Consider the following 14043-nt stretch of genomic DNA (forward strand, 5'->3'; position numbering starts at 1 on the left):
CCCCCCGCCCGGCTACGCCCCGCGCCCGGGCCACCGCCCGCCCCCGCCCGGCTACCGCCCCTGAACCCCTGTGAGCGGCGATAGTCGCTATCGCGACTATCGCCGCTCACGACCCCTGACCACGGCGACCCGACGCGCCGTCCGGCCCGCCAGGAGCGGGACGTGGCGTACGCCGCTGGTGAAGCCGCTCACGCGGCCCCGATCGTGACAGCGGCGTCCGTCTAACCTGTGCTCGTCGTCAGCAGTGGCCGACACCTCGTCCGGTACCCGACACGGGACTGGAACGGGCAAGGAGCAGGTGATGAGTGCAGGCAGGCCTGCGCGGCTCGCCGTCGGAGTGGTCTCCGCGGGTCGTGTGGGTTCCGTGATCGGTGCCGCCCTCGCGGCCGCGGGACACCACGTCGTCGCCACGTCCGGAGTCTCCCGGGCGTCGGTCCAACGTGCCGCGGCGCTGCTGCCCGACGTGCCGTTGCTGCCGCCCGACGAGGTCGTCGCAGGCGCCGGCCTGGCGCTGCTCGCCGTCCCCGACGACGTGCTCCCCGGCCTGGTCCGCGGCCTCGCAGCCGCCGGGTCGTTCCGGCCGGGGCAGATCGTCGTCCACACCTCGGGCGCGCACGGTGTCGCGGTGCTCGACCCGGCCGTCGAGCACGGGGTGCTGCCGCTCGCGCTGCACCCGGCGATGACGTTCACCGGCCGCGTCGAGGACGTGCAGCGGCTGACGTCGTGCTGCTTCGGCGTCACCGCCCCCGAGCCCGACGAGGCGGCCTGGAGCGTCGGCGAGGCGCTCGTCGTCGAGATGACGGCCGAGCCGGTGCGGGTGCCCGAGGCGGTCCGCCCGCTCTACCACGCCGCGCTCGCCCACGGCGCGAACCACCTGGTCACGCTCGTGCGCGACGCCGCGGACCTGCTGGCGAAAGCGGGCATCGAACCCGCCGAACGGCTGCTCGGCCCGCTGCTGTCCGCGGCACTGGACAACGCGCTGCGCCACGGCGACCGCGCCCTCACCGGCCCGGTCGCGCGCGGCGACGCCGGCACCGTCGCCACCCACCTGCGCGTCCTCGACGCCGCCGACCCCGACGTCGCACGCACCTACCGCACCCTCGCCGGGCGCACCGCCCGCCGGGCCCGGGCCGCCGGGCTGCTGCCCGAACAGGCGGCCGCCGACGTGCTCACCACCCTCCGGGAGGACTCATGACCGCCGCCACCACCCGGACCGCGGGCGGGTACCGCCCCGGCGAGCTCACCGTGCACCGCGACCCCGCCGACGTGAACGCCGTCAGCCGCGCGCTGCGCGGCGCGGGCCGCAAGGTCGCCCTCGTCCCGACGATGGGTGCCCTCCACGACGGCCACCGCGAGCTGATCCGCCACGCCCGGCTGCTCCCCGGCTCCACCGTCACCGCCGTGTCGATCTTCGTGAACCCCCTGCAGTTCGGGGCGAACGAAGACCTCACGCGCTACCCGCGCCCGCTCGAGGCCGACCTCGAGATCCTGCGCGAAGAAGGCGTCGAGCTCGCCTTCGTCCCGTCGGTCGACGACATGTACCCGCCCGGAGCGCAGACCCGGATCGTGCCGGGCCCGCTCGCCGACGAGCTCGAGGGCGCGGTCCGCCCGGGCCACTTCGAGGGCGTGCTGACCATCGTCGGCAAGCTGTTCCAGATCGTCGCGCCGGAGATCGCGCTGTTCGGCGAGAAGGACTACCAGCAGCTCGTGATGCTGCAGAAGATGGTGCGCGACCTGAACTTCCCGCTCTCCATCGTCGGCGTCCCCACGGTCCGCGAGACCGACGGGCTCGCGCTGTCCTCCCGCAACGTCTACCTGTCCGACGAGCAGCGCGCCGCCGCGCCCACCCTGCAACGGGCGCTGAAGGAAGGCGCCTCGGTGTCGGCCCGCGGCCCCGCCGCCGTCCTCGCCCGCGCCCGCGAGGTCCTCGCCACCGAGCCGCTGCTCGACGTCGACTACCTGGAGCTGCGCGACCCCGAGCTCGGCCCCACCCCCGAGACCGGCCGGGCGCGGCTGCTCGTCGCCGCCCGAATCGGCACCACCCGCCTCATCGACAACGTCCCCGTCCAGCTCTGAGCCGGAGGCCACCGTGTTCCGCACGATGATGAAGTCCAAGATCCACCGTGCGACGGTCACCCAGGCCGACCTGCACTACGTCGGCTCGGTCACCGTCGACCTCGACCTCATGGAGGCCGCCGACCTCCTCGAGGGCGAGCAGGTCGCGATCGTCGACATCACCAACGGCGCCCGCCTGGAGACCTACGTCATCCCCGGCGAGCGCGGCTCCGGCGTCATCGGCATCAACGGCGCCGCCGCGCACCTCGTCCACCCCGGCGACCTGGTCATCCTCATCTCCTACGGCCAGTTCGACGAGGTCGAGCTCGCCGCCTACGACCCGCGGGTCGTGTTCGTCGACGCCGACAACCGCGTCGCCGAGGTCGGGGACGACCCCGGGCACGCCCCGGTCGGGTCGGGCCTGACCTCGGGGTCGGTCACCCGCATGCGGTCGGCCTGACCGGTGCTGCTCTGCATCGACGTCGGCAACACCCAGATCGCGCTGGGCCTCTACCGGGACACCCCCGCCCCCGCCGACGACGGCGCCGAGCCCGAGGTCCGGCCCACGCTCGTGCGGGACTGGCGGATGCGCACCGACGCCCGGATGACCGCCGACGAGCTCGACGTCGCGATCCACGGGCTGCTCGGCGAGCGGGCCGCCGACGTCACGGGGATCGCCGCGCTGTCGACGGTCCCGTCGCTGCTGCGGGAGCTGCGCCTCATGCTCGACCGGCGCAGCGAACAGATGCCGACGGTCATCGTCGGCCCCGGCGTCCGCACCGGCGTGCCGCTGCTCGTCGACAACCCGCGCGAGGTCGGCGCCGACCGCGTCGTCAACACCCTCGCCGCGCACCGCATCTTCGGGACGGCGTGCGTCGTCGTCGACTTCGGGACGTCGACCAACATCGACGTCGTCTCCGCGCGCGGAGAGTTCCTGGGCGGCGCACTGGCCCCCGGGATCGAGATCTCCATGGAGGCGCTCGCGACCCGGGCCGCGGCGCTGCGCACCGTCGAACTGGTGCGTCCGCGCTCGGTGATCGGCAAGAACACCGTCGAATGCCTGCAGTCCGGGGTGATCTTCGGGTTCGCGGGACAGGTCGACGGCCTGGTCGACGCGATCGTCGCCGAGATGGGCCCCAAGGCAGGCCCGGTGACCGTCCTCGCGACGGGCGGGCTCGCCCCCCTGATGGCCGGGGTGTCGCGCACGATCACCGAGTTCGTCCCCGACCTCACGCTGCTGGGCCTGCGGCTGACCTACCTGCGCAACGCGCACACGGCCGGCGCCGCGGCGCGCTGACCGGGCGTCGCGGCGCGCTGACCCGGGGCGTCGCGTCACGCCGATCCCGGGCGCGGAGGGTGCGCTGACCCGGGGCGTGCCGGACGTGCTACCCGTGACGCCGCGTCACGCCGACCCGTGGCGCCGCGTCACGCCGATCCCGGCGCGGAGGGTGCGCCGGCTCGGGGCGCCGCGGACGTGCTGACACAGGCGCGCAACCTCACTGCTGTGTCCGCCGCTCGGAAGAGCAGTGAGGTTGCGCGCGGATTCGTCTGCGCGACCGTCGGTACGTGCACCGATGACAGGGCGCCCCGGGCACGTGGCTAACCTTGCTCGGCGTGACCGACGAGCACTCCACGCCCCCCGACACCGACCTCCCCGAGCAGCTCCGGGTGCGCCGGGCCAAGCGGGCGGAGCTGCTCGAGCAGGGCATCGACCCCTATCCCGTCGAGGCGGGCCGCACCCACACGCTGCGTGAGGTCCGCGACGCCCACCCCGACCTCGAACCGGACACCGCGACGGGCGACCGGGTCGCCGTCGCCGGCCGGGTCATGTTCCTGCGCAACACGGGCAAGCTGTGCTTCGCGACGCTGCGCGAGGGCGACGGCACCGAGCTGCAGGCCATGCTCAGCCTGGCCGAGGTCGGTGACGAGGCGCTCGCGAGCTGGAAGGCCGTCGTCGACCTGGGCGACGTCGTCCTCGTCGACGGGGAGGTCATCACCAGCCGACGCGGCGAGCTGTCGGTGTCGGCCACGTCGTGGCGGATGCTGGCCAAGGCCGTCCGGCCGCTCCCCGTGGCGCATCGCGAGCTGTCGGAGGAGACGCGGGTCCGGCAGCGCTACGTCGACCTGATCGTGCGGCCCAAGGCCCGCGAGATGGTCCGCGCACGGTCGACGGTCCTGCGCACCCTGCGGCGCGTGTTCGAGGAGCGCGACTACATCGAGGTCGAGACGCCGATGCTGCAGGTGCTGCACGGCGGCGCCACGGCCCGGCCGTTCGTCACGCGTTCGAATGCGCTGAGCCAGGATCTGTACCTGCGGATCGCGCCGGAGCTGTTCCTGAAGCGTGCCGTCGTCGGCGGGATCGAGCGGGTCTTCGAGCTGAATCGCGTTTTCCGCAACGAGGGGATCGACTCCACGCACTCCCCGGAGTTCGCGATGCTCGAGGCCTACCAGGCGTATGCGACCTATGACGACATGGCGGATCTCGTTCGGGACCTCATCCTCGAAAGCGCGCGTGCCGTCTTCGGTTCCACGGTCATCACACGCGCCGACGGAACCGAACACGATCTGGGCGGCCCGTGGCGCAGCGTCACTCTTCATGCCTCCGTGGCCGAGGCGGTGGGCCAAGAGGTGACGGTCGACACCTCCGCCGAAACACTGCGTAAGATCGCGGCCGATCACGATGTCGAGCTGAAGGAATCCTGGTCGGCCGGCGAGATCGTTCTGGAACTGTTCGAGAAGCTCGTCGAGCACACGCTCGTCGAGCCCACGTTCGTGCGTGACTACCCGGTGGAGGTCCGCCCACTCACCCGGCAGCACCGCGACGATCCGCGACTCGCCGAGGCGTGGGACCTCATCGTTTTCGGAACCGAGCTCGCGACGGCCTACTCCGAACTCGTCGATCCCGTGGAACAGCGGGAAAGGCTCCACCGGCAGTCGTTGCTGGCTGCCGCGGGTGACCCCGAGGCCATGCAGCTCGACGAGGACTTCTTGCGTGCCATGGAGTACGGCATGCCGCCGACCGGCGGCATGGGCATGGGCGTCGACAGGCTCCTGATGACGCTCACCGGCCTCGGTATTCGGGACACAATCCTCTTCCCGCTCGTTCGGTCGGAGTGACGTTCGTCGCCGGAAGTGTCATTCTGTTCCGGCGGCGGGTGACTCGGCTCGACACCGCAGTTGCAATACGGATAGAGTCCGCATTCGTGGCGACGCCACAGTTGCAGGAACTCATGTGTTGCGAGAATGGAGGCTGCGGCGGTGGCGCAGATCCGTGAGATCAGACTGATCGACGACCTGGACGGTAAGGCGGCGGACGAGACCGTCGAGTTCGGGATCGACGGCAAGACGTACGAGATCGACTTGTCCGAGTCGAATGCCGGAAAGCTGCGGGACGCGCTCGCGTCGTATGTCGCCGCTGCCCGTCGTGCCGGTGGACGGCGCCGCGCCGCGGCCGGCTCCGCGCCGGCGAATCGGCGGCAGTCGGTCGACCGCGAGCAGAACCAGGCAATTCGGGATTGGGCCCGGAAGCGCGGGATGAAGGTCTCGGACCGCGGCCGCATCCCGGCCGAGGTGCTCGAGGCCTATCACCAGGAGAACTGAACCGGGCGAATGTGCCGGAACGAGCGGGGCCGATCGAATTCGATCGGCCCCGCTCGCGTTCTCGGCGAAGCGTTCCCGAATCCGCTCCGCCGGATGCGCGCGCGCCGAGCCGAAGCGCGCGGAGCCGAAGCGCGCCGAGCCGAAGCGCGCCGAGCCGAAGCGCGCCGAGCCGAAGCGCGCGGGCGAACGGAAGCGCGCGGCGACCCACGGGCCACATCGCGTCCGCGGGGTTAGGGTGGCCTACATAGCTGCCGGGGCCGGTGCGTCCGCCGCACGGCGCCGCCACGACCCCAGGAGGAGCGATGCCCCGCTCGGCCACGAGCCTCGAGGTACTGAGAACCGCCAGGATCGGCCCGCACATGATCCGCGTGGTCGCGGGCGGACCCGGTCTCGCGGAGTTTCCCGAGACCGACCACACCGACCGCTACGTCAAGATTCTGTTCCCCCCGCCCGGCGTCGACTACCCCGAGCCGTTCGACATGGAGGCGATCCGGCGCGAGCTCCCGCGCGACCAGTGGCCCCGCACCCGGACCTACACCGTCCGCGCCCTCGACCACACGGCAGGCGAGCTGACGATCGACTTCGTCCACCACGGCGACAGCGGCCTCGCCGGGCCGTGGGCCGCCGCCGCCCGCCCCGGCGACACGCTGCGGCTGCTCGGCCCCGGGGGCGCGTACGCGCCGAACCCGGCCGCGGGCTGGCACCTGTTCGTCGGTGACGACGCCGCGCTCCCCGCGATCGGTGCCGCGGTCGAGCGGCTCCCGCGTGGGGCGACGGCGCTGGCAGTTCTCCAGGTCGACGGCGCCGACGACCACCAGGACCTGCGCACCGACGCCGACCTGACCGCGACCTGGCTGCATCGCGCCGACCTGCCCGCGGGCGGTGACCCGGGCGACGCCGCGGCCGCACAGCTCCTCGACGCCGTCGCAGCCCTGCCCTTCCCCGACGGCGACGTGCACGCCTTCGTCCACGGCGAGGCCGGCGCGGTCAAGGCCCTCCGCCGGCACCTGCTCGACGAGCGTTCCGTGCCCCGCGACGCCCTCTCCGTCTCCGGTTACTGGCGTCGTGGTCGTGACGAGGAGGGTTTCCGCGTCTACAAGGAGCAGGAACGGGCAGCCGAGGAGGCCGCGGCGCAGGGGCGCTGACCAGAGCGTTCGCTCCGGCGCCGGGAATTCGGGCACCGCCGACGGATGTTGTCCCCACCGGACCCACATCGCGGCGGACGGAGGCGGTGGGGCCGGTCGGACCGATACAGTGGTATGGGGCGTCCGCGGCGCAGCGTCACAGGGATGCTGGACGTGCCGCACGTGTGGACGCAGCAGGCAAGGAGTGCGAATGTTCGAGAGGTTCACCGACAGAGCAAGGCGTGTTGTCGTCCTGGCGCAGGAAGAGGCCAGGATGCTCAACCACAACTACATCGGGACCGAGCACATCCTCCTTGGCCTGATCCACGAGGGTGAGGGTGTCGCCGCCAAGGCGCTCGAGTCGCTCGGGATCGCCCTGGAGGGTGTCCGCCAGCAGGTCGAGGAGATCATCGGCCAGGGGCAGCAGGCACCGTCGGGTCACATCCCGTTCACGCCTCGGGCGAAGAAGGTCCTGGAGCTGTCGCTCCGCGAGGCGCTGCAGCTCGGCCACAACTACATCGGCACCGAGCACATCCTGCTCGGCCTGATCCGCGAGGGCGAGGGTGTCGCGGCCCAGGTGCTGGTCAAGCTGGGGGCCGACCTCAACCGGGTCCGCCAGCAGGTCCTGCAGCTGCTGTCCGGCTACCAGGGCAAGGAGCCCGCCGAGGCCTCTGCGGGCCGCGGCGAGGGCACCCCGTCGTCCTCCCTCGTGCTCGACCAGTTCGGTCGCAACCTCACCCAGCAGGCCCGTGAGGGCAAGCTGGACCCGGTCATCGGCCGGGAGAAGGAGATCGAGCGGGTCATGCAGGTCCTCTCCCGGAGGACCAAGAACAACCCGGTCCTGATCGGCGAGCCCGGCGTCGGCAAGACGGCCGTCGTCGAGGGCCTGGCCCAGGGCATCGTCAAGGGCGAGGTGCCCGAGACGCTGAAGGACAAGCAGCTCTACACGCTCGACCTGGGCTCGCTGGTCGCGGGGTCCCGGTACCGCGGTGACTTCGAGGAGCGCCTGAAGAAGGTCCTCAAGGAGATCCGCACGCGCGGCGACATCATCCTGTTCATCGACGAGATCCACACCCTCGTCGGGGCGGGTGCGGCCGAGGGCGCGATCGACGCGGCGAGCATCCTCAAGCCGATGCTGGCCCGTGGCGAGCTGCAGACGATCGGTGCCACCACGCTCGACGAGTACCGCAAGTACGTCGAGAAGGACCCCGCGCTGGAGCGTCGTTTCCAGCCGATCCAGGTGGGCGAGCCGAGCGTCACGCACACCATCGAGATCCTCAAGGGTCTGCGCGACCGCTACGAGTCGCACCACCGGGTCACCATCACCGACCCGGCGCTGGTGGCCGCGGCCACGCTGGCCGACCGCTACATCTCCGACCGTTTCCTCCCGGACAAGGCGATCGACCTGATCGACGAGGCCGGGGCCCGGATGCGCATCCGTCGCATGACGGCGCCGCCGGACCTGCGCGAGTTCGACGAGAAGATCGCCGGCGTGCGTCGCGACAAGGAGTCGGCGATCGACGCGCAGGACTTCGAGCGTGCCGCGTCGCTGCGCGACACCGAGAAGCAGCTGCTCGGTCAGAAGGGCGAGCGGGAGAAGCAGTGGAAGTCGGGTGACCTGGACGTCGTCGCCGAGGTCGACGACGAGCAGATCGCCGAGGTCCTCGCCAACTGGACCGGTATCCCGGTGTTCAAGCTCACCGAGGAGGAGACGACCCGTCTGCTCCGCATGGAGGACGAGCTGCACAAGCGGATCATCGGCCAGGAGGAGGCCGTCAAGTCGGTCTCGCAGGCCATCCGCCGCACGCGGGCCGGCCTGAAGGACCCGAAGCGCCCCTCGGGCTCGTTCATCTTCGCCGGCCCGTCCGGTGTCGGTAAGACGGAGCTGTCGAAGGCGCTGGCGAACTTCCTGTTCGGCGAGGACGACGCGCTCATCCAGATCGACATGGGTGAGTTCCACGACCGCTACACCGCCTCGCGGCTCTTCGGTGCCCCTCCCGGGTACGTGGGCTACGAGGAGGGTGGCCAGCTCACCGAGAAGGTGCGGCGCAAGCCGTTCTCGGTCGTGCTGTTCGACGAGATCGAGAAGGCGCACCAGGAGGTCTACAACACCCTCCTGCAGGTGCTGGAGGACGGCCGCCTGACCGATGGCCAGGGCAGGACGGTGGACTTCAAGAACACCGTCATCATCTTCACCTCGAACCTGGGCACCCAGGACATCTCGAAGGCGGTCGGGCTCGGCTTCGCGCAGAGCAACGACGAGGCGTCGAACTACGAGCGGATGAAGACGAAGGTCCACGACGAGCTGAAGAAGCACTTCAGGCCGGAGTTCCTCAACCGTATCGACGACATCATCGTCTTCCACCAGCTCACCGAAGAGCAGATCATCACGATGGTCGACCTCATGATCACGCGTGTCGAGGCGCAGCTGGCGAACAAGGACATGGGCATCGAGCTCACGCCTGCCGCCAAGTCGCTGCTCGCCCGCCGTGGTTTCGACCCCGTGCTGGGCGCCCGGCCGCTGCGCCGGACCATCCAGCGCGAGATCGAGGACCAGCTGTCGGAGAAGATCCTCTTCGGCGAGGTCGAGCCGGGCCAGATCGTGGTCGTCGACGTCGAGGGTCTCGACCCCGACGCCCCCGAGGGCTCGCGCGCGGCCGACGACAAGGCGCATTTCACCTTCCGCGGTGAGGCGCGTGCGGCGGCGCTCGTTCCCGACGCCCCGCCCGTCGACATGGCGAAGACGGACGACTGATCTCCGTCTGATCGGCTGACCGGAAAGCCGGTCCGGACCTCGGTCCGGGCCGGCTTTTCCGTGTCAGGGACGCGTGTTCAGCCGGACCGGGACCGGGGATCTGCGGCGCCCTCCGCGGTGCAGCCCGGCGGTCGGGCGGTGGGCCGGCGCAGCCGCAGCAGCCAGCCCTCCGTCAGCGGTTCGAGGACCGCGTCGCCCTGCTCGCCCAGCGACAGCGACCTGCCTGGAGGGTCGGGGAGGTCCACCCTGTCGGGTAGCCATCCGGCGGGATGGGCCGCGAGCACCTTCCCGTGAGGGGTGAGCAGGGCGCCGGGCTCGTCGCGCAGTCGCGTCAGGTGCGCGAGGTTGCGGGCGCGCAGGCGCTCGTCCCGGGCGGCCACGAGCGTCGCCAGGTGGTTCTCCGCGAGCCGGGCGGCTGCCGCGACGAGCGCGAGCGTCGCCGGGTGCGGGGAGGTGACCGGCCCGGTGACGTCGACGACCCCGATCAGCTGCCCGTCCTCCGGGTCGTGGATGGGCGCGGCGGCGCTCGTCCAGCAGTGGACGCTGCGGACGAGGTGTTCGGCCGAGCGGATCGTGACGACCGGCGCGGTGCCCATCGCGTCGGTGCCGACGGTGGCCTCGCTCCACCGCGTGCCCTCGGCGAGGCCGGCCCGGTCGCCGCGTCGCAGCACGTCACGGCGGCGGTCGCGCCACAGGATGCGCCCGTGCTCGTCGGTCACGGTCATCGTGTGCCGGGCCGCGTCGGCGATGCCCAGCAGCGTCTCGCGCAGCAGCGCCATGGCCGGCGCGAGCGGGTGCGCGCCGCGCATGTCGGCGATCTCGGCCTGTTCCGGGTCGGGGCCGACGCGGGTGTCCGAGGGTCGTGTCCACGACTGCGGCACGAGGTTGCGCGGCGCCATCGGCGCCCGTCCGCCGTTCGTCACGGCGTCGTGGGTCCGGGCCAGGACCATGGCCCTCTCGACCGGATCAGTCGTCATCTCGTCGGTGGCTCCCCGCGGCTTCGTCGGCGGTGGTGGACGCCACCCCCATCGTCGTCCGTGGGAACAGGTCAGGCAACCCTGATCTGTACTCGAATCTGCGACGCCATATGCGGGATAGGATCCGCAGCTACGGTGAAACGTCGTTATGTCGGAGTCGTCCGAGTACCGGAAACACCCCCACCGCACGGCGATGTGGTGCAGGAATGGGGCCGCGGGGTCTGGGTGGAGGCGCTGACGCCCTCGACAGGGCCCGAGGTATCTCGTGACACAGGGGCCGGACCGTCGCAGGATGGTCCCGCCCGCTGTGAGTCGTTCTCGTTCCCATCCGAAGGAGTGTGGGCCCGTGCCCTCGACGACCCTGCGCGAACTGACCGGAATGCCGGCCGCGGCGCCGAGCCTCGCCGGCTCGACGCTGATCATGGTCGACTGCCAGAACACCTACACCCGCGGCGTCATGGAGCTCGAAGGCGTCCAGGCCGCCCTCGACGAAGCCGAGGAGCTCCTCGACCGGGCCCGCTCCGCCGGGACGCCCGTCATCCACATCCAGCACGACGCCGGCGCGGGATCGCCCTACGACGTCCGCGCCGAGATCGGCGCCATCGTCGACCGGGTCGCGCCGCGTGGCGACGAGCCCGTCGTCGTGAAGGGCGCACCGAACTCGTTCGTCGGCACCGACCTGCAGGACCGGCTGACCGCGGCCGGCGCGCACGACCTGGTGCTCGCCGGGTTCATGACGCACATGTGCATCAACTCGACCGCCCGCGGCGCGTTCAGCCTCGGGTTCGCCCCGGTCGTCGTCGGCGGTGCGACGGCGACCCGGTCGCTACCCGGGCCCGACGGTGCCGTCGCCGCCTCGGCGCTCCAGGCGGCCAGCCTGGCGTCGATCGCCGACCTGTTCGGGATCGTCGTGCCGAACACGAAGGCCATCCCGGACTGACACCCCCTGTGAGCGGCAATAGTCGCTATAGCGACTATTGCCGCTCACGACCCAGCTCGAGGGCCCGCAGCGCGTCCGCCGCCGGCAGTGCCAGCCCGACGCCGCGGCCGTGGCGGACCGCCGGCTCCCGCACGTTGATCCTGATCAGCGCCCCCGTCGCCGCCGACGCCAGCTCCGCCTGCCTGCGCACCGTCGGTATCGCGTTGCCCGCGCCGATCTCCACCACGACCAGATGCCCCCGGTGCTCCCGCGTCCACGCCGCGTGCGCCGTCAGCCGCGGCCGCGCGAACGACGGATCCCACGACCAGTCGCCGAACATCAGGATGTTCGGCCGCGCGAGCCCGCCGCACCCCCCGCACGCGGGCAGCGGGCCGACCGCGCGCATCGTCGCCGGGTCGATCTCCACGTCGACGTCGTCGGCCGGCCACACCGGCTCCCCACACCCCGCCAGACACTGCAGGTGATGGGTCGACCCGTGGACCTCCGCGACCGACTCGGCGTCGAACCCGGCCTTCTGGAACTGGCCGTCGACGTTCGACGTGAACACACGCGTCGGCACCCGGTCCGCCCACCGCCGCAGCACCGCGAAACCCGCGTGCGGCGTCGTCGCTCGGTAGAGCGACAGGCGGTGGCCGTAGAAACCCCACGCCAGCGCCGGGTCGTCGGCGAAGTGGACCGGATCGGCCAACTCCTCGAAGCTCAGCCCCAGCGCCCGGTACGGCGGGTAGGCGCGCCAGAATCCCTCCGGCCCCCGGAAGTCGGGCAGCCCGGAGTCGACGCCCATCCCCGCACCGGCGCAGACCAGCAACGCGCCGGCGCCGTCCAGCAACGTGCCGGCGCCGTCCAGCAGCGCGGCGGCGCGCTCGATCGAGGAGCTCAGCCGTTGTCCAGGTCGACGACCTCGAACTCCAGCAGCGACGCACCCGTCGACACCGGCTGCCCCGACCCCGTCGGCGCCTGCGCGTTGCCGCCGTGCGCCTGCATCGCCGGGCCGTTGCGCCACGCCTGGAACGCCTCGTCGGACTCCCACTTCGTCACCACGAAGTAGCGGTTGTCGCCCGACACCGGCCGCATCAGCTCGAACGACACGAAGCCCGGCTGGTTGTCGACCGCGTGCTTGCGCTGCGCGAACCGCTTCTCCAGTTCCGGGCCGGATCCCTCGGGTACCTCGATCGCGTTGATCTTCACGACGGTCATGCACTTCAGGTTAGTTTGCGCGGGTGCGTCGTTCGCTGCGGACCTCCGACGGCGTGTACCTCGCCGTCGTCGAGTTCGGTGGGGGTGGCACGCCGATCCTGCTGCTGCACGGGCTCATGGGCCGGGCGACGACGTGGTGGCCGGTCGCGCGCCGGCTCACCGGCCACGGCCGCGTCATCGGGCTCGACGCCCGCGGCCACGGCCGCTCCCAGGCCACCGGACCCTGGACCACCGAACGCCTCGCCGCCGACGCCGCCGAGCTCCTCGACCAGCTCGGCGCCGGGCCCGCCATCGTCGTCGGCCACTCCATGGGTGGGCTGCACGCTCTCGCTCTCGCCGCGAGCCGGCCCGATCTGGTGCAGGCCGTCGTCGTCGAGGACATGGCTGTCGACCTCACCGGGGTGCCGGAGACCGCCGTCGCCGACGCCCGCGCCTGGTTCGGGGCCATCCCGCAGCCCTTCGCGTCGCTGGCCGAGGTCCGGGCCACCTTCGGGCACCCGCGGCCGGAGTTCGGCGACTACATGGCCGAGTGCGTCGAGGAACGCGCCGACGGCTACCACCTGCTCTGCCGCGTCGACAACGCCGTGGAGATCGCCGGGGAGTGGGCGTACCGCTCCTACTGGGACGTCCTCGCCGGTGTCCGCGCGCCGGTGCTGCTGGTCTGCGCCGCCGCCGGCATCGTGCCCCGCGGCCAGCCCGAGCAAATTGTCGACGCCTTGCGCCGCAACAGGTTCGGCCCCTACGCCCGACTCGTCACCCTGCCCGGCACCGGCCACCTGGTGCACGCCTCGGAGGAGGCCTTCCGCATCGCCGTGGAGGACTTCCTGGCGACGACGGCCCCGCTCCGCGCCTCGTGAGTGGCGTTATTGGCTATAGCCAATAACGCCACTCACGAGTCAGAGAGGGGTGGTCTCGCCGGTGCGGGTGTCGGCCAGCTCCAGGGCCGTCACCGCGGCGCGGACGGGGCGCAGCGGGTGCAGGGCGGTGAAGGCGGCGGCGGGGTCACGGGTGGCCAGCACGCAGTGCGGCACCCAGGAACCGGGCAGGTAGGTCGCGACGGGCCCGCGGACGTTGCCCGCCAGCACGTCGTGCACGGCGTCGTGGACGGCCAACAGCTCGGTGTCGACGACGGCACCCAGCACCAGCTCCTCGTCACGCCCGGCGACGGCGGCGAGGTTCGTGAGCCACAGCGTCGGCAGGACGAGGACGCCGACGGCGGTGGCGAGCGCGCTGCGGGTGGCGGCGGGGATCGTGGTCGCGGCGGCGACGGTGACGGCGGGCCGCCCGACGGGCACCGGCAGCCCGGCGACGACCAGGCGGGCGCGGAGGCCGGTGAGCTCGTCGGCGGCGTCGTCGGCGAGCCGGAAGCGGACGGCGTGCACCACGGCCGGCGCG

Annotated in this window: 14 protein-coding genes; 10 read left to right on the top strand and 4 right to left on the bottom strand. The window is 72.0% G+C overall.

Features of this window, described 5'->3' with window-relative positions:
• Positions 1-301 precede the first annotated feature (301 nt).
• The 8 genes from PSU4_RS23690 (at position 302) to PSU4_RS23725 (ending at position 9534) form a co-directional block, all read left to right on the top strand.
• Positions 302-1195: a Rossmann-like and DUF2520 domain-containing protein gene (locus tag PSU4_RS23690; protein WP_147112614.1), complete on the top strand. Its 894-nt coding sequence runs from the start codon at positions 302-304 to the stop codon at positions 1193-1195.
• The gene (gene panC / locus PSU4_RS23695) at positions 1192-2076 is read left to right on the top strand and encodes a pantoate--beta-alanine ligase (RefSeq protein WP_147112617.1); all 885 of its coding nucleotides are present in this window, start codon (positions 1192-1194) and stop codon (positions 2074-2076) included. The genes PSU4_RS23690 and panC overlap by 4 nt, the downstream gene beginning before the upstream one ends.
• A 13-nt stretch (positions 2077-2089) precedes the next feature.
• Positions 2090-2515 carry an aspartate 1-decarboxylase gene (gene panD, locus PSU4_RS23700; RefSeq protein WP_147112620.1) on the top strand — a complete coding sequence of 142 codons (426 nt, stop codon included), beginning with the start codon at positions 2090-2092 and terminating at the stop codon, positions 2513-2515.
• A 3-nt stretch (positions 2516-2518) separates the two neighbouring features.
• Positions 2519-3352: a type III pantothenate kinase gene (locus PSU4_RS23705; RefSeq protein WP_147112623.1), complete on the top strand. Its 834-nt coding sequence runs from the start codon at positions 2519-2521 to the stop codon at positions 3350-3352.
• 317 nt (positions 3353-3669) lie between these two features.
• On the top strand, positions 3670-5172 hold the full coding sequence (gene lysS, locus PSU4_RS23710) for a lysine--tRNA ligase (RefSeq protein WP_147112626.1): 1503 nt from the start codon (positions 3670-3672) through the stop codon (positions 5170-5172).
• Between the two features lie 126 nt (positions 5173-5298).
• A complete protein-coding gene (locus PSU4_RS23715) occupies positions 5299-5655 on the top strand; it encodes a histone-like nucleoid-structuring protein Lsr2 (RefSeq protein WP_373866091.1) in 357 nt (118 codons plus the stop codon).
• A gap of 302 nt (positions 5656-5957) precedes the next feature.
• Complete coding sequence (locus PSU4_RS23720) at positions 5958-6800, top strand: siderophore-interacting protein (RefSeq protein ID WP_147112633.1); 843 nt, start codon at positions 5958-5960, stop codon at positions 6798-6800.
• A gap of 190 nt (positions 6801-6990) precedes the next feature.
• The gene (locus PSU4_RS23725; protein ID WP_147112635.1) at positions 6991-9534 is read left to right on the top strand and encodes an ATP-dependent Clp protease ATP-binding subunit; all 2544 of its coding nucleotides are present in this window, start codon (positions 6991-6993) and stop codon (positions 9532-9534) included.
• 77 nt (positions 9535-9611) lie between these two features.
• Here PSU4_RS23725 and PSU4_RS23730 read toward each other — a convergent pair whose 3' ends face one another.
• Positions 9612-10511, bottom strand: coding sequence for a GAF domain-containing protein (locus PSU4_RS23730; protein WP_147112637.1), 900 nt, complete (start codon positions 10509-10511; stop codon positions 9612-9614).
• Positions 10512-10857: 346 nt separating this feature from the next.
• On the opposite strand from PSU4_RS23730, the gene PSU4_RS23735 reads away from it, so the two are divergent.
• Entirely contained in the window at positions 10858-11451 is a 594-nt protein-coding gene (locus tag PSU4_RS23735) for a cysteine hydrolase family protein (protein WP_147112640.1), read from the top strand.
• 34 nt (positions 11452-11485) lie between these two features.
• Here PSU4_RS23735 and PSU4_RS23740 read toward each other — a convergent pair whose 3' ends face one another.
• Both PSU4_RS23740 and PSU4_RS23745 read right to left on the bottom strand, forming a co-directional pair.
• A complete protein-coding gene (locus PSU4_RS23740) occupies positions 11486-12301 on the bottom strand; it encodes an SIR2 family NAD-dependent protein deacylase (protein WP_373866093.1) in 816 nt (271 codons plus the stop codon).
• Positions 12302-12327: 26 nt separating this feature from the next.
• Complete coding sequence (locus PSU4_RS23745; RefSeq protein ID WP_147112642.1) at positions 12328-12648, bottom strand: antibiotic biosynthesis monooxygenase family protein; 321 nt, start codon at positions 12646-12648, stop codon at positions 12328-12330.
• Between the two features lie 23 nt (positions 12649-12671).
• Between PSU4_RS23745 and PSU4_RS23750 the strand changes: the two genes are divergently transcribed.
• Positions 12672-13505, top strand: a complete 834-nt coding sequence (locus PSU4_RS23750; RefSeq protein ID WP_246115302.1) for an alpha/beta fold hydrolase — start codon at positions 12672-12674, stop codon at positions 13503-13505.
• Positions 13506-13544: 39 nt separating this feature from the next.
• Here PSU4_RS23750 and PSU4_RS23755 read toward each other — a convergent pair whose 3' ends face one another.
• Complete coding sequence (locus tag PSU4_RS23755; RefSeq protein ID WP_246115303.1) at positions 13545-14033, bottom strand: 2'-5' RNA ligase family protein; 489 nt, start codon at positions 14031-14033, stop codon at positions 13545-13547.
• Positions 14034-14043 lie beyond the last annotated feature (10 nt).

The sequence above is a fragment of the Pseudonocardia sulfidoxydans NBRC 16205 genome, from assembly GCF_007989085.1.
Classification (GTDB): Bacteria; Actinomycetota; Actinomycetes; order Mycobacteriales; family Pseudonocardiaceae; genus Pseudonocardia; species Pseudonocardia sulfidoxydans.